General features: G+C 35.7%; 16 protein-coding genes and 2 riboswitches. Of the genes, 15 read left to right on the forward strand and 1 reads right to left on the reverse strand.

What is annotated here, in order from left to right:
* The 11 genes from PSR14_RS01590 to PSR14_RS01640 all read left to right on the forward strand — a co-directional run bounded on the left by PSR14_RS01590 (nt 1) and on the right by PSR14_RS01640 (nt 9,189).
* Nucleotides 1-2,271 carry a VapE domain-containing protein gene (locus PSR14_RS01590; protein WP_098487836.1) on the forward strand — a complete coding sequence of 757 codons (2,271 nt, stop codon included), beginning with the start codon at nt 1-3 and terminating at the stop codon, nt 2,269-2,271.
* A 391-nt stretch (nt 2,272-2,662) separates the two neighbouring features.
* The gene (locus tag PSR14_RS01595; protein ID WP_000398588.1) at nt 2,663-2,884 is read left to right on the forward strand and encodes a hypothetical protein; all 222 of its coding nucleotides are present in this window, start codon (nt 2,663-2,665) and stop codon (nt 2,882-2,884) included.
* The gene (locus PSR14_RS01600; protein WP_169509514.1) at nt 2,877-3,029 is read left to right on the forward strand and encodes a hypothetical protein; all 153 of its coding nucleotides are present in this window, start codon (nt 2,877-2,879) and stop codon (nt 3,027-3,029) included. The genes PSR14_RS01595 and PSR14_RS01600 overlap by 8 nt, the downstream gene beginning before the upstream one ends.
* A gap of 4 nt (nt 3,030-3,033) precedes the next feature.
* Nucleotides 3,034-4,230, forward strand: coding sequence for a phage portal protein (locus tag PSR14_RS01605; RefSeq protein WP_098487837.1), 1,197 nt, complete (start codon nt 3,034-3,036; stop codon nt 4,228-4,230).
* The gene (locus PSR14_RS01610) at nt 4,227-4,805 is read left to right on the forward strand and encodes an HK97 family phage prohead protease (protein WP_098487838.1); all 579 of its coding nucleotides are present in this window, start codon (nt 4,227-4,229) and stop codon (nt 4,803-4,805) included. Before PSR14_RS01605 ends, PSR14_RS01610 begins: the two co-directional genes overlap by 4 nt.
* 4 nt (nt 4,806-4,809) lie before the next feature.
* Nucleotides 4,810-6,081: a phage major capsid protein gene (locus PSR14_RS01615; protein ID WP_098487839.1), complete on the forward strand. Its 1,272-nt coding sequence runs from the start codon at nt 4,810-4,812 to the stop codon at nt 6,079-6,081.
* Between the two features lie 66 nt (nt 6,082-6,147).
* The gene (locus PSR14_RS01620) at nt 6,148-6,435 is read left to right on the forward strand and encodes a head-tail connector protein (protein ID WP_098487840.1); all 288 of its coding nucleotides are present in this window, start codon (nt 6,148-6,150) and stop codon (nt 6,433-6,435) included.
* Entirely contained in the window at nt 6,428-6,718 is a 291-nt protein-coding gene (locus PSR14_RS01625; RefSeq protein ID WP_098487841.1) for an HNH endonuclease, read from the forward strand. The genes PSR14_RS01620 and PSR14_RS01625 overlap by 8 nt, the downstream gene beginning before the upstream one ends.
* A 132-nt stretch (nt 6,719-6,850) precedes the next feature.
* Complete coding sequence (locus tag PSR14_RS01630) at nt 6,851-7,198, forward strand: hypothetical protein (RefSeq protein WP_098487842.1); 348 nt, start codon at nt 6,851-6,853, stop codon at nt 7,196-7,198.
* 4 nt (nt 7,199-7,202) lie between these two features.
* The gene (locus PSR14_RS01635; protein ID WP_169509510.1) at nt 7,203-8,843 is read left to right on the forward strand and encodes a terminase large subunit; all 1,641 of its coding nucleotides are present in this window, start codon (nt 7,203-7,205) and stop codon (nt 8,841-8,843) included.
* Between the two features lie 16 nt (nt 8,844-8,859).
* Nucleotides 8,860-9,189, forward strand: coding sequence for a phage head closure protein (locus tag PSR14_RS01640; protein WP_086790595.1), 330 nt, complete (start codon nt 8,860-8,862; stop codon nt 9,187-9,189).
* A gap of 462 nt (nt 9,190-9,651) precedes the next feature.
* On the opposite strand, the gene PSR14_RS01645 is transcribed toward PSR14_RS01640, so the two are convergent.
* The gene (locus PSR14_RS01645) at nt 9,652-10,164 is read right to left on the reverse strand and encodes a hypothetical protein (RefSeq protein ID WP_086790593.1); all 513 of its coding nucleotides are present in this window, start codon (nt 10,162-10,164) and stop codon (nt 9,652-9,654) included.
* A 532-nt stretch (nt 10,165-10,696) separates the two neighbouring features.
* A riboswitch (purine riboswitch) is annotated at nt 10,697-10,798 on the forward strand.
* A 164-nt stretch (nt 10,799-10,962) separates the two neighbouring features.
* Between PSR14_RS01645 and guaA the strand changes: the two genes are divergently transcribed.
* The 4 genes from guaA to ampS all read left to right on the forward strand — a co-directional run bounded on the left by guaA (nt 10,963) and on the right by ampS (nt 16,542).
* Nucleotides 10,963-12,501, forward strand: a complete 1,539-nt coding sequence (gene guaA / locus PSR14_RS01650) for a glutamine-hydrolyzing GMP synthase (RefSeq protein ID WP_000743925.1) — start codon at nt 10,963-10,965, stop codon at nt 12,499-12,501.
* A 151-nt stretch (nt 12,502-12,652) separates the two neighbouring features.
* Nucleotides 12,653-12,754, forward strand: a riboswitch (purine riboswitch).
* A 127-nt stretch (nt 12,755-12,881) separates the two neighbouring features.
* A complete protein-coding gene (locus PSR14_RS01655; RefSeq protein ID WP_000833093.1) occupies nt 12,882-14,207 on the forward strand; it encodes an NCS2 family permease in 1,326 nt (441 codons plus the stop codon).
* Nucleotides 14,208-14,351: 144 nt separating this feature from the next.
* Nucleotides 14,352-15,053, forward strand: a complete 702-nt coding sequence (locus PSR14_RS01660) for a response regulator transcription factor (protein WP_098487843.1) — start codon at nt 14,352-14,354, stop codon at nt 15,051-15,053.
* Nucleotides 15,037-16,542 carry an aminopeptidase AmpS gene (gene ampS / locus PSR14_RS01665; protein ID WP_098487844.1) on the forward strand — a complete coding sequence of 502 codons (1,506 nt, stop codon included), beginning with the start codon at nt 15,037-15,039 and terminating at the stop codon, nt 16,540-16,542. Before PSR14_RS01660 ends, ampS begins: the two co-directional genes overlap by 17 nt.
* Nucleotides 16,543-16,798 lie beyond the last annotated feature (256 nt).

Consider the following 16,798-nt stretch of genomic DNA (forward strand, 5'->3'; position numbering starts at 1 on the left):
ATGCGAATTTTATTAATTACTTACATTTTAACATCAAGTTGTTTTAGATACAAGGGAGGTGAGAGTTTGTTAGCTATTACAACAGCACATAAAGAAAAAATAAAGCTTAAATATGACAGATTAATCGATATAACTGACTTTAAATCCCTTACCAACACAAACGCTATTAATCAAAAGATAGCATACGGAGAGTTTTTAAATAGGATAAGCGAGCCTATGATAACCAATGAGAAAGGCAATGCAGGTGGTTTTATAGGCGGATATGTTCAAAATCGTAGAAATAAAGCCAATGTAAAAAGCAGAAGCATCATATTAATTGATATAGATGAAGTGCCAGAAGGTGTAAATGTGTGGGAGAACATTGAGGGTTTCACAAATTTTGCGGTTGCTATGTATTCAACACACAATCATACAAAAGAGAATCCACGTTACAGGGTTATCATACCTCTGCATCATGATATTGAGCCGGAACACTACAAAGAAGTCACACGATATTTAGTGGATATTCTCCAAGTCTGGATTGATGAGACTTCATGTGAATTTGAGCGACACATGCACTATCCAACTTGTAGTAACCCTGATAATTATGAATTTTATTATCAAGACTTCCCTTTCTTCGATGCTAGCTTTATTACAAAACAGCATGAAGAAATTAAGACTTTTAAAAATAACGAAAAAGCTGATCCACGCACAAAACAAAACTGGATTGGGGCATGGACAAATATTTATTCGATAACAGATGTTTTGAACAACTTCTTATCAGATAAATATGAGCCATTTATAAATAATAGATATACCTATATTGATGGAAGCTCTAAAGGTGGATTAATTATTTATGACGATGGTACACATGCACATAGTAATCATTCAACAGACCCGATTAGCGGTAAGAATGTAAACAGTTTTGACTTATATAGGCTACATAAATTTTCTTATCTGGATAACGGTACGGAGGATATGAAGGACAAGCCTAGTTATAAAGCCATGATTGAGCATTGTAAGAAAGATGAAAAGGTTAAGGAATATTACGAAAGATATATAAGTGACAGACAAGGTATTCGTAAACAAGAAGAACAAAAAGTGCAAAATGAAATAGATTTTAAAAGAAATAGCAAAAATAAAATCCTTGTTAAAGCTGAAAATACCAAGAAGCTATTAGATTCAATGGGCATAGGGGTTTATTACGATGTTATAAGAAAACGTGAATACTTATCGTCCTTAAATTTATATTTTGATGGTGAAATAGCAGATCATCATGCACAAGGGATTATTGAAGAAGCTATTGATAGGGATTATTTTATAACGAAAGATAAACTAATTGACCATCTTTTATATTTAGCTAGCTGTAATAAAAAGAACAAAGTAGCTGAATATTTCTTAAACGTATCTAAGAAATGGGATGGAAAGAGCCGTATCGAGGAAGTTTTCGCAACATTAAACGCTAGATCAGATAGAGAGTTAGGAATTGCGTACTTAAAAAAATGGGCAATCCAAGCTGTTAAACTTGCATTCAACGAAAGCGGAAAGATGAATCAAGAATTTGTACTTGTCTTTCAAGGCTCTCAAGGTTGTGGGAAAACATTCTGGTTTAAGTTGTTATTTAACTCAATAGGTGATAACTATTTCAAAACTGGTAAAAGGCTTAACCCAGAGAACAAAGACAGTGTAATCGAGGCAGTAAGCAACTTTGCCGTTGAATTAGGCGAGTTGGATTCTACAATGAAGTTTGAACAGGCAGCACTAAAAGCGTTCTTTACAGAGAGTTTTGATGAGTTTAGGCGACCATATCAACGGTTATCAATTAAATATCCGAGGATGACTATATTCTTTGCTACTGTTAATGACGATGAATTTTTGAAAGATAAGACAGGAAATAGGCGATACGCTGTAATAAACGTAGGTGACAAGATAAGTGATTTAAAAGCAGTGGATATCGACCAGTTTTGGGGAGAAGTCGCTACAATGGCGTTAAAAGATGATTCGCACCTACTTACTAGTGCAGAAGCTCAAAAACAAAAAGAACACAACGAAGAAAGCGAACTACAGACACATGAAGAAATTGAAATTTTAAGCGGATTTTCTTGGGGAGCATCTAAAGATTTGTGGACGTGGAAAAGTAGTAAAGTCATTTTCAAAGAACTGGATTTAACTAAGAACACAAAAAATGCAGCCATAGCACTTAAGAAGTACGGAGCAGTAAGGAAACAAAAAGGTAAAGATAGAGAAAGAGGATGGATAACACCGCCTTTTGCTGGAAGACCATCATGTTAACAGGGTGAACAGCTAATTATTAGGGTGAACACTAGCGAACACCAAAAAACAAAAGATGTGTTCTACCTTTAAAACCAGTAGTACCAATGATTCAGCGGAAAAGAGAACACATGAACACCATAATCTATATAAAAAGTATAAATAAATATATATAGGTAAGAGAGAGTAGTAGGGTTCACAGTTCGGTACTTTTGCTGATTCTTGGTGTTCTTAGTGTTCACCTTGCTCGAAATCCAGTCATACCAATGGTTTTAGGTAGAACGCTTAACATTAAATACTGTTCAACTAGGTGTTCACCTTTAGTCTAAATGGTGTTCACCCTAATGTAGAGGTGTGGGTGAGGTTATTTTTTCGGATGTAAAACTAAAACAATGAAAAATGAGGTGAGTATATGGAAGGGAAAATAATTCAGATAATACCAGCTCCGGCGGATTTAAATACAGTGTATCAAAACTATGAAACAGGTGAATTGATAACATCAAGGACGTTATGTCTTGCTTTAACAGACGAAGGAGAAGTTCATTTAATGGATATAGACGACAGTGGTTTGGTTGATGTTGCAGAAGCAGCAAGCAATTTTAAGGGCATTGAATGGGAGCAATCCTATGGATGAAATATTAGAACGATTGAAGGAACAATTAGAAATTAAATGTGATGATGAAAAGGTAATGGTAGATCGTTTAGACCTTATGAAGCTTATACAAGAATACGAAATAGAAACAGATAGAAAGAAAAAATGGCTAGATGAGAGGTGGTGAGAAAATGGCTAGTTTTTTTAATAAAATTTTTAATCGTAAAAAAGAACCACAGAAAACAGAAAGAGCCGATGTAATGAGTGGTGGGGCTGCAATATTTACATCTTTTAGCGGTAATGCTTATGAAAGTGATATTTACAGATCGGCAGTCGATAGCATAGCTAGAAACACTGCAAAGCTAAAAGGAACGCATGTAATGACATCATCAGACCGTCGTAAAAAGGGTGATTGTCATTTAAACCGGATTTTACAAGTAAGACCGAACCCTTATATGACCGCTTATGACCTTATTTATAAGTTGGTTACTCATTACTATCTTTATAATAATGCTTTTGCTTACTTAGAAAAGGACGACAAGGGTAATTTAGTTGCTATATATCCATTGTCACCTCAAAGTGTGGAATACCTCACTGATCTAACAGGTGAAATGTATTGCCGTTTCTTATTTGCGAATGGTCAACAAGTCACATTGCATTTTTCAGAGGTATTTATAGTAAGACGTTTCTTTAATTCTAACGATCTATTAGGTGATACCAATACAGCAATTTTACCAACTTTAGATTTAGCGCATACGCAAAATGAAGGATTGGGAAATGCAATAAAATCGAATGCAACTATTAGAGGTATCTTGAAATACAATCAAGTTTTATCACCTGAGAAGCTAAAAGAGGAAAAGGAAGCTTTTACTAACGATTATTTATCAATTGGCAATAATGGCGGTATCGCAGCAATCGATAATAAATATGAATATATCCCACTAGAAACAAAGCCGACGACTATTGATGATAAGCAGCTAGAAGCGGTGAAAGAGAAGATTTATGAGTATTTGGGTATTAGTGAAACCATTGTGAATAGCACTTATTCAGAAGAAGAGTGGGCGGCATTTTATGAAAGTGTGTTAGAGCCGTTAGCGATTCAATTTTCTTTAGAATTGACGGACAAGCTTTTCACAGAACGTGAGCAGTCTTTTGGAAACTCTATCATTTTTGAAGCGAATAGATTGCAGTTTGCTAGTAATGAAACAAAAACGAAAATTATTAAGGAATTAATGCCGCTAGGCTTATTCACAATAAATCAAGCATTAGAAATTTTAAACCTACCACCAGTTGAGGACGGTGACAAGCGACTACAAACATTGAACGTAGTTAATGCAGAAAAAGCCGATCAATATCAACTTAAAGAACAAGGGGGTAATAATCAATGAAAGAGTTAAGAGTAGCAGAACTAAGAGCAGCCGATCCGGCAGGTGACAGCAGTCTTATTCTAAATGGTAGACCGATTGTGTATGATCAGCCTACCACTATAAAAGCACCATTTGGGGAATATATCGAGATTATTCAAAGAGGCGCATTAGAAAAAGCCGATTTATCGGATATTCGCTTACTGTATAACCACGATATGAGCAAGATTCCTTTAGCAAGAACACCAAAAACAATGTCCTTTGCGTTAGATTCGGCAGGATTAACAATGAGGGCAGAATTACCTGAAACCGAGGAAGGAAAAAGCGTTTATACGGCAGTAAGACGTCAAGACCTATCGGGAATGTCATTTGCTTTCAAAGTACCAAAAGGCGGCAGCCAATTTGATGCAAAGACAAACATTAGGACAATAACAAAAATTGAAAAAGTCTATGAGTTTAGTATTTGCCCATTTCCTGCATATCCTCAAACGAGTGTGGAGGCAAGGGCAGCGATTGAAAGCTCATGGGAAATGCTGAAATCAGCAGAAAGACAAGCATTAAAAATAAAAATTAACCAATTATTAATGAGGGGAGTGTAAGAATATGAAATTCACTACAGTAGCAGAGGCATTTAACTTTTATCGTAATCATTCTTTAGCAGAAATGGAAGCAAGAGCAGCACAAATTAAGGGTACAGTTGATACTGATCCAAATGCAGATATTACAGCTATTAATATTGAAATTGAAGGGTTGAAACAAGCGATGACTAACAGTAAAGAAAAACAAACACAAGCACAAAGTCAAAATCAAACACCACCAGAAAACGGAGGAACAGCACAACGTAACCAATTCAATCCGATTACTGGAATGCAATTTAACCAGGGGCAACAGGTACCAACAGAAAATATTTTTGAAAGTACAGAGTACCGAAACGCATTTTATAAAACAATGTTAGGGCAAAAGCTTACAGATATTGAAACAAGAACTTTTAACCGAGCTATGGAAATTCAAGAAGCAGAACACCGAGCAGATGCTTTTAATACTACAACGAATAGTGCGGCAGTATTACCTACTACTACACTAAACGAGGTTATCAAGAAAGCACGTACAATGGGTGGACTGATTTCACATTGTCGTAACTTTAATATTCCAACAAACATCAGTGTACCGATTGGAACGCCAACAAATAAGGCTCAATGGCATGTGGAAGGTGCCCCAGTAGAAAGGGAAAAGATTTCAACAGCAGCCGTTAGTTTTGCAGGATATGAAATCATTAAAGTATTCTCAATCAGTGCAGCAGCTAAAAAAATGACAGTACAAGCATTTGAAGCTTACATGATTGAAGAACTTACTAATTGTGTAATGGAAGCTATTGCAGATGCATTAGTAAATGGTACAGGAGCAGGGCAGGGAACTGGACTACTTAAAGGAATTACATGGAATGCAGCTAACAGCTTTACATTTGCCAAAGCAAGTACACCGAAATATACAGACTTCACAAAAATGTTAGCTATGCTAAAGCGTGGATATGCAGCAGGTGCAAAATTCGCTATGAGCAACGCAACGCTTTACAACCATGTTTATAGCTTGGTGGATAGCACTGGCAGACCGATCTTTATTGCGGACCCTAAAAACGAAAGCATTGGCTACATTTTAGGTAAAGAGGTAGTTATTGATGACAACCTAGCAGATGGCACTATTATTCTAGGTAACTTGAATTATATGGGGTATAACATGCCGCAGGGAATCATTATTGAAGTGTCAAGAGAAAGTAGTTTTACGAGCGGTCTAATTGATTACCGAGCTATGGCGATTGCGGATACTAAACCATTAGTAGGTGAAGCATTCATTAAATTGTCTGAAGCAACAGCATAATATAACAAAACATGAAGGGGTATCAGTTATAGCGCTGGTATCCCTTATTTAAAAGGAGTGAGTGCATTGTTAATAGATATACAAGAAGCAAGGGATTGCTTAAGAGTAGACGGCCCAGACAACGACCCTATTATTATTCCTTTACTAGAGTCTATCCCTTCATACCTTGAGGTAACAACAGGCAGGACATGGACAGATGATACGTCAGTACATCCATTAGCACAAACAGTAACTAAGTTTCTCTTACAGTTGTGGTATGACCCACAAGATCAAGATAGTGAACGATTAAAGCGAACAATCGATCAGTTATTAGCATCATTAACTGTATTAGGTAGGAATATGAAAAATGGCTAAGGATTATGCAAAATCTTTTTATAACAGTGCACCATGGCGCAAATGTAAGGATGGATTCATGCAAAGTAAGCACTATTTATGCGAAAGATGCGGTGATATAGCCGTTATATGCCATCACAAACAATATATTACGCCACAAAACATTAATAATCCGAACATAACGCTAAGTTGGGATAATTTAGAGGCTCTATGCCAAAAGTGCCATAACCAAGAACATCATAGCGGTGATATATGTGCCAACGGATTAACATTCGATAGCAAAGGAAATTTAATTCAAAAGTAAAACATACCCCCCGTTGATTTAAGGAAAAGGCATGGCTAGAGGACCGAGGAGGAAGCTTTTTGTTCCTCTCCATGGTTTTTCATATTTAGGGTGGGATGAAACCAAAACAAAAATAATAATGAAGGTGATTATATGAGAACTCCCAAGAAGATTGTAGCAATTTCTAGTGACATGAAAAAACTTAAAACGATATTAAGGCAGATTCCTAAAGAGCGTTTACCGATAGCGCAGAGTTTATATAATGAGCTTGTATTTATGCAAACTACTTTAGAGTCTTTAAAAACTCAAGTAAATGAAGAAGGACCGACAGCAATGTTCAAACAGGGACGGCAGGAGTTTTTAAGAGAACACCCTGCATTAAAAGCTTATAACACAACTGTACAGCGTTATAGTCTCTTATATAAACAATTAGTAGATTTATTACCACCAACAGATACAAAGCCAAAAGAAGATGAACTAATTGACTTTATTAAGAGGTGATAACGTGAATTATATACAAGAGTATTGGAATGCAATTGAAGCAGGAGAAGTAATGGTTTCTAAACGAGTTTATAGGCAATATAAACGATTAATAGAGGATATAGCAAAACCAGAGAAATATGTCTTTGATGAAGATAAGGCAAACAAACCTATTGAATTTATAGAGCGTTTTTGCAAGCATAGCAAGGGAGAATGGGCTGGTAAGCCGATTGAGTTAGAACTATTTCAAAAAGCGTATATAGCGGCTTTATTTGGATTTGTGGATAAAGAAACAGGTTTTAGGCGTTATCGTGAAAGTTTATTCTATGTAGCGAGAAAAAACGGGAAAACAACTATGTTAGCAGGTATAGCGGCTTATATGCTTATTGCAGATGGAGAAGGTGGGGCAGAGGTTTATAGCATTGCTTCCAAGCGTGACCAAGCCCGTATATTGTTTGATGAAACACACAATATGATTAAACAAAGCCCCGATCTATCCAAGCATATTAAGAAGCGTAAGAGTGATCTATATTTCCCCCTTACTATGTCCAAGCTCATGCCGTTAGCAAAGAATAGTAATACATTGGATGGGCTTAACAGTAGCATGGTTATTATTGATGAATTACATTCAATTTTAGACCGTAACTTGTATGAGGTTATGAAACAAAGCCAATCAGCACGACAGCAACCTATTTTAATTATGATTACAACAGCAGGGACGGTTAGAGAAAATATATTTGATGATATGTATTCCTATGCTTGTAATGTGGTGGATGGGAAATTCGAGGATGATAGATTCCTACCTATCTTATATGAACTGGATTCTAAGGAAGAATGGGCAGATAACAAGGCATGGCAAAAAGCAAACCCTGCATTAGGTTCAATTAAGAAATTAGATGACCTTGAAAGTAAAGTAGAGAAGGCAAAGAATAACCCTAGTGACCTAAGCGGACTACTTACGAAGGATTTTAATATTAGGGATACTGTAAAAAGCGCATGGCTTACATTTGATGATATAAACAATGAGGAAACATTCAATATAGAGCAGTTTAGGAATTGCTATGCTATCGGTGGTGCGGATTTAAGTGTTACTACTGACTTATCGTGTGCAACTCTTTTATTTGTGGATAAAGACACTCAAAAACGGTTTATTCATCAAATGTACTGGCTACCACGTGATAGTTTTGAAAAAAGGGTTCAAATGGATAAGATTCCATATGATAAATGGCTAGAACAAGGATTATTGCGACTTTGTAATGGAAATAGCATAAATTACGGCGATATAACAGCATGGTTTGTGGAAATGCTAAATAATTACGGCATAACACCTTTATGGGTTTATTATGACAGCTATTCGGCTAAGTATTGGGTCGAAGAAATGGAGCAACATGGCTTTAAGATGGTTAGATGTATTCAAGGAGCTAAAACTTTAAGTCTTCCCATGCAACAGATGGGAGCGGATTTGCAAGCTAAAAAGATTAATTATAATAACTCACCTATTCTCAAATGGTGTTTAACAAATACAGGTGTAGAAACAGATCGTAATGGTAATATTGTACCGGTGAAAAATCAAGCAGCTAAGATGAGGATAGATGGCACAGCAAGCATGTTAGATGCTTATGTTGGTTTATTTGAACATCATGATGAATTTTTAAGAGCATTATAGGAAAGGAGAAATATACATGGTCACAACTCAAAAAAAGGATAAGAAAATAACAATCATAACAGCAACATGGACAGAAGATGATATGGGACAACGGATTCCGGAATGGGAACCGTTACCCAGCGGTAAAAACATTTGGGCATATTATCGACAGGCTTCAGCTAATGAATTTTACGGGGCAGCTGCAATTAAATACAAAGTAGAAGCTATTTTCAAAATCAAATGGCGTAATGATATTGATGCAAATATGAAGGTACGTTTTAGGGGTACTGATTATGGGATAACTCGAATTGATGACTTTGAAGGTAATAAACAAGACTTAGTTATTTATGCTTATGTAGTTAAATAAGGAGAGATAACGTCTCAAATTGGCGACAATCACATTTTTAGTAGCTGTAAAATTATTTCGAATATATTGTATTTTTCTATACTCATTGTTATGCTAGTTCATGTAAATGATATATTGATTTAGTGGAAATCTATTGTCTGGATAGAGTTACGGTTAAAAGGAGTGTAAAACAGTTAAAAAGGGATTAATCAAAATTCAAAGGAACGGGACCACAACAAATAATTACAAATTAAAATAAAAAAAGAATTTTAAGCAAAGAGGGGATTACTTTGAAAAATAAGTTAAATCTATTACACTACATAGGATTATTAATAGCTTTTTTACCCGTGTTATTATCAATATTTATATTAAAAGAACAACTTAAATGGAAGTTTGCAATTCCTTTAATCTTAATAGGCGGGATAATAATGTTTATTGCAAAGTTAAAAAAAGATCGACTTCAAAAATGAAGCCGATCTTTTTTTAATAATACCATGTTGATAATTGTTTATAACTTAAAGTTTTTGATTTCCCAGAAGCTACAACATTACCGTTTTTATAAAGTAAAGTTGAAACTTTGTATGAACCATTTTTATGTCTATATAAAGTTTTTACAGCATAATCCCAAGTTTGATTACCGTTTAGATATCCAATAATAGAAGCTCCTAATCCTAGCCAAAAACCACCAGCTAATGAATAAAGACCGATAAGTAAACTTCTCTCGTTCGCTGAATTTTGAACGGTTCTGCTACTTACATATGTATTATAACCATCAGAACCCCCGCCAGGTGGATCAGCTGGTCCATATTCTACTCCTTTATCTTTTGGTAAAAAAGTTTGATTAAAATCAAAACTTGTGTTTTCTACATTTGTATTACCAAAACCAATTGCTGTACTGCCTTTTTTCACTTCACTTGCATGCGCATTTAATGGTGCAATAGCTGAAAATGTACATACTGTAGCTGTTATACCCATAATTACTTTTTTCAATTTCATATACATAACCTCATTCCATTTTTTATTATACTACTTAAAAAGTACCTCGCTTTATAAATATTATAAGAAATCAAAATATTAAAAAAGTCTGTTATTCAAATTTTTATTTTGTTAGAATGAAAACGAATTCAAATTAATAGTTCACTATGTGAAAAATTTACTTACTATGCTATTAGGTGTTATCTAACATAATTTGATTAAACCTAGCGAATTTGAGCCGTTGAGTTTTTGAAGGTGTCTGGAACTTGTAATTAGTGTCCGAGAAGTGTCCGAAAGGATTTGGAATTGTAGATTTTTAAGTAATGAGGTTGCTGAAAAATATTGATATAATGGCTTTTTTTATATCTGTTTCCTTCTATTATATATACTGCTTGATGGGCGGAATGATGTAATTCCGTTCGCGCTAAAAAACATCCATTTCTATATAGAAATGGATGTTTTTTTATGTTTTTTAGAAAAGGAAATGAATTTCTGTAGAATTTTGTCGCTTTCTCTCTTGACCATACCGACACTTCATTGTTAGAATCTAGGAAGATAATATAAAACGATCCTTCATATATCCTCAAAGATATGGTTTGAGAGTCTCTACCGGGTTACCGTAAACAACCTGACTATGAAGGCAGTGTGTCTTATATTTATAAAGAGCGGAGACTATCTTTCTTTATAAAGCCAGACCCCTGCCTTTTCTTTGTTATGAGACTAGAGGCGGAGGACTGGCTTTTTTTATTATATTGGTAATGCTTTTCGCCTAATTGGTGAAAATATTTATATACGAGAACTAACGTTGGGGTGATTATTTTGAAGAAGCAACACGATACAATTATCGTTTTAGATTTTGGAAGTCAATACAATCAGTTAATAGCACGTCGAATTCGTGAGTTCGGTGTATACAGTGAACTTCATCCGCATACAATTACTGCAGAAGAAATTAAAGAAATAAATCCAAAAGGGATTATTTTCTCTGGTGGACCAAATAGTGTATATGGTGAAGGTGCATTACATTGTGATGAAAAAATCTTTGACCTAGGATTACCGATCTTCGGTATTTGTTACGGTATGCAGCTTATGACACAAAAATTCGGTGGTAAAGTAGAACGTGCAAACCACCGTGAGTACGGAAAAGCGGTTCTTAAAGTAGAGAACGAATCAAAATTATATGCGAACCTTCCAGAAGAGCAAGTTGTATGGATGAGCCATGGCGACTTAGTAACTGGTTTACCTGAAGGATTCGTAGTAGACGCAACAAGTGAGTCTTGCCCAATTGCTGGTATGAGCAATGAAGCGAAAAACTTATACGGTGTACAATTCCACCCAGAAGTACGTCACTCTGAGCACGGTAACGATTTAATTAAAAACTTCGTATTCGGCGTATGTGGTTGTTCTGAAGGATGGAACATGGAGAACTTTATCGAAGTAGAATTAGAAAAAATTCGTGAAACTGTTGGAGACAAAAAAGTTCTATGCGCACTTAGTGGCGGTGTAGATTCTTCTGTTGTAGCAGTATTAATTCATAAAGCAATCGGCGATCAATTAACTTGTATCTTCGTTGACCACGGCTTACTTCGTAAAGGCGAAGCAGAAGGCGTTATGAAAACATTTAGCGAAGGCTTCCATATGAACGTTATTAAAGTGGATGCAAAAGAACGCTTCATGAACAAGTTAAAAGGTGTAGAAGATCCAGAACAAAAACGTAAAATTATCGGTAACGAATTCATTTACGTATTTGATGATGAAGCTTCTAAGTTAGAAGGAATGGACTTCTTAGCACAAGGTACACTTTACACAGATATCGTTGAAAGTGGTACAGCAACTGCACAAACAATTAAATCTCACCATAACGTTGGTGGACTTCCAGAAGACATGCAGTTCAAATTAATTGAGCCTTTAAACACGTTATTTAAAGATGAAGTGCGTGTATTAGGATCAGAACTAGGAATTCCTGATGAAATCGTATGGCGTCAACCATTCCCAGGCCCTGGTCTTGGTATTCGTGTACTAGGTGAAATCACAGAAGAGAAATTAGAAATTGTTCGTGAATCTGATGCGATTTTACGTGAAGAAATTATTAAAGCTGGCTTAGATCGCGAAATCTGGCAATACTTCACTGCGCTTCCTGGTATGCGTAGCGTAGGTGTTATGGGTGACGAGCGTACTTACGATTACACAGTAGGTATCCGCGCGGTAACATCTATCGACGGTATGACAGCTGATTGGGCACGTATCCCTTGGGACGTGTTAGAGAAAATCTCTGTACGTATCGTAAACGAAGTGAAACACGTTAACCGTATCGTATATGATGTAACGAGTAAGCCACCAGCAACGATTGAGTGGGAATAGTATTTATAAAAAGGTCCATCTATTACTTATGTATAGATGGACCTTTTTGTTTTAGGATTAATACGAACGAAATTATAAATGTTTATAAAAATGTTCGTTTTTAAATTGACAAAACTACTTCGTCGAGTTAATATGAGTATGTAATTCAAACGAAAAGTGAATATTATGCCGTCGTATAATATCGGGGATATGGCCCGAAAGTTTCTACCTAGCTACCGTAAATGGCTTGACTACGAGGCGTTTTTATAAAGGTGAGGGGAATCTTATCTTTATTCATAGAACGCTTCCATGTATATGCAATGGAAGCCTTTTTTATTTTTAATAGATAAAAGAGGGCTAGGAGATTACGGCGAGTAATCATATAACGGGGGAAACGTAAGATGAAACGCTATTTTCAGTTTGATGAACTCGGCACGAATTATAAAACAGAGTTCATAGCAGGTTTAACGACATTTTTATCTATGGCTTATGTGCTATTTGTCAATCCTGCTACGCTGTCACTTGGAAATGTTAAAGGATTACCGGCAGGTACAGGAATGGATCCAGGTGCAGTATTCGTTGCTACAGCATTAGCAGCAGCGATCGGTTCGTTAATTATGGGGATTTTCGCGAAGTATCCAATTGCTTTAGCGCCAGGTATGGGAATTAACGCGTTCTTTGCTTATACAGCAGTGTTAACGATGGGTATTCCGTGGCAAACAGCAATTGCTGGAACGTTAATGTCAGGTATTATCTTTATTATTCTTACAGCTTCAGGTATTCGTGAAAAAATCATTAATGCAATTCCATCAGAGTTAAAGTTTGCAGTAGCGGCAGGTATCGGATTATTCATTGCTTTCCTTGGATTCCAAAATGCTGGAATTATCGTGAAAAATGATGCTGTTCTTGTTGGGTTGGGGGACTTAACAAAGGGCACAACGTTACTAGCAATTTTCGGAGTTGTTACGACCATTATCTTCATGATTAAGAAAGTTAATGGTGCAGTATTTTACGGTATGATTCTTACGGCAATCTTAGGAGTAGCAACCGGATTAATTGATACTCCGAAAGCGGTAGTGGGAGCAATACCGAGTCTAGAACCAACGTTCGGTGCAGCATTAACGCACTTCGGAGATATTTTCACTGTTCAAATGGGGATTGTTATTATAACGTTCTTCTTTATCGATTTCTTTGATACAGCAGGTACACTTGTAGCGGTTGCGAATCAAGCGGGATTAATGAAGAACAATAAATTACCACGTGCAGGAAAAGCATTATTTGCAGATGCAATTGCAACTGTAATTGGTGCGATCTTAGGTACATCAACAACAACGTCTTATATTGAATCTTCTGCAGGGGTAGCAGCGGGTGGACGTTCTGGATTTACAGCAGTTGTAACGGCAGGATTCTTCTTACTGGCACTATTCTTCTCGCCATTATTAAGTGTTGTAACACCAGCTGTAACAGCGCCAGCGTTAATTATTGTAGGAATCTTAATGGTTTCATCTTTAGGAGAAATTGATTGGAAGAAATTCGAGATTGCAGTACCAGCATTCTTTACTATCATTTCAATGCCACTTACGTATAGTATCGCAACAGGAATTGCAATCGGGTTTATCTTCTATCCAATTACAATGGTAGTAAGTGGTCGACGTAAAGAGATTCATCCAATTATGTATGTTATGGGAGTTTTATTCGTACTATATTTCATCTACGTTCGTAAATAAAAGGGGTTTTTGAAAGGTCTAGACTTAAGGGGAGTCTAGACCTTTTTTGCGTCTTCAGAAAAACTTAAGGATTTCCGAGCGTTTTTCTTCAGAAGTTTTCCTATAATAGAAGTTAGGGATTAAAAAAATGATGGGGGAGATATTGTGGCACACGAAACAATACTTGTCGTAGATGATGAAAAAGAAATCAGAAATCTTATTACAATCTATTTAAAAAATGAAGGATATAAAGTATTGCAAGCAGGGGATGGAGAAGAAGGATTACGTTTACTAGAAGAAAATGAAGTACATCTAGTCGTATTAGATATTATGATGCCGAAAGTAGATGGCATTCATATGTGTATGAAAGTAAGGGAAGAAAAAGAAATGCCGATCATTATGCTTTCCGCGAAAACGCAAGATATGGATAAGATTTTAGGGTTAACAACGGGTGCAGATGATTACGTAACGAAGCCATTTAATCCGTTAGAGTTAATCGCAAGAATTAAATCTCAGTTACGCCGTTATATGAAAATGAATGGTTTTTCTATTCAAAATGAGGACGAGCTAGAAATTGGAGAGATGAAAATAAACATCTCAACCCATAAAGTTATTGTAGAGGGAGAAGAAGTGAAGCTGACCCCGAGGGAATTTTCAATTCTAGAATTACTAGCCCGTAATCCGGGAATGGTCTTTAGTGCAGAGCAAATTTATGAAAAGGTTTGGAATGAAAGATCTTTCCAGTCTGATAATACTGTAATGGTGCATATTCGAAAAGTGCGTGAAAAGATTGAGGAGAATCCAAGGAAACCTAGATATATAAAAACAGTATGGGGAGTGGGGTATAAGATTGAAAAAGATATTTAATCCGTTTACTTATATAAGGAAAACAAGACAATTGATTGAGAAATTAGTAAAGAGCGTACGAAAGAGTATAAGAATTCAACTGATTACTACTTTTGCTGCTTGTGCGTTATTAGGAGTTTTTTTTGCAAAGGGAGCTGCGCCATTTTTTGAGAATGCGAATCGTAAAGCGACTGTCGATTATCGGTCTGGTATGCAACAAATTAATTATCAAGCTCAAAAAGCAGCAAATAGTTCGGTGCATGAAAATAAATTAGAAGCTATATCCAATATGATCGAAACGGAGAATCAAAATTTAGAGCGAGGAAATAGAGCTTTAAAAATATTGGTTACTGACGAAAGTGGTAAAGTTGTATATAAAACGAAGCAGGCACAAGAAGAGCAAATCGATCTGCATAATACGATTCGTAATGCAGCATCATTTGCGATTAACTATTCAAATGGTCAAGATATATTTGAAAATACGAGAAAAGAATTTATAGCTTTTTCACCTATTACAATAGAAAATAAGAATTTATATATGTTCGTTAGTGGAATTCCGGATGGTGTAGTAATGTATGATACGCAAGAAGGCCCATTCCCATTTTTAATTGGTGTACTCGTATTTATTTTCTCTTTCTTCTATATAACAAAGAGAAAGATGAAACAAATTGAAGCGATGGCAGAAGGTGTAAAGGAAATAGAAAAAGGCAACTTAGCGTACCGTATTGAGAAGAAAGGTGAAGATGAGATTGCGTCTTTAACTGAGAATATTAATAATATGGCGGAAGAGCTTATGAATAATATAGAAAAGGAACGTAGATTAGAGAAGCAAAAGAATGAGCTTATTACGAATGTATCTCACGATTTACGTACACCACTGACTTCTATTATGGGTTACTTGCGATTACTTCGAGATTCTAAATATGAAAATAAAGAACAACATGATGAGTATACAAGAATTGCTTTTGCTAAATCGGAGCAGTTAAAGAATTTAATAGAAGATTTATTTGAGTATACAAAGTTAACGAATGAACAAGTTGTATTAGAAAAACAAGAAGTATGTGTAAATGAGTTGCTCGAGCAATTAATAGAAGAGTTAGTACCGCAAGCGGAAGAGCATGGACTTACGTTCGTTAAGAAGTTTCCTGAGGAACGTGCCTATGCAGCGATTGATTCGGAAAAGATGGTTCGTGTATTTGATAATTTATTAATGAACGCGATTAAGTATAGTAAAGATGATGGGGAGATAAAAGTTTCTCTTCAAAGGCAGCGACGGGATATACAAATTGTAATTGCGAATCATAGTGAAGTGTTTACGAGAGAAGAGTTAGCGAGTTTGTTTGAACGTTTTTATAAGAAAGATCAATCTAGAAGTAGAGTAACAGAAGGATCGGGTCTTGGATTGGCGATTGCGAAAAGTATTGTTGAATTACAAGGTGGTAGTATTCGAGCTGAATATGAGGATGGTGTTATTCAGTTTATCGTCTCGTTACCAATTATAGAAAGATAATAAACGAATAGAATGGTATATGATAAAAAGGCTTATTTTAAAAGAAATAAGTCTTTTTATATTTTTTTAGAAAAACATATTGACGATTAGAGATTAGAGGTGTAATATTATACGAGTCGCTGATGACAACAACGTTGAAAGCGACAAACGAAATAAAAAACTTAGTTGACATTGAAAGATGAAGATGTTAACATAAGGAAGTCGCAAATGAGCGGCCAAGTAGTTCTTTGAAAACTGAACGAAACAAACAACGTGA

This window comes from Bacillus sp. A01H (assembly GCF_045277205.1).
Lineage (GTDB): Bacteria > Bacillota > Bacilli > Bacillales > Bacillaceae_G > Bacillus_A > Bacillus_A paranthracis.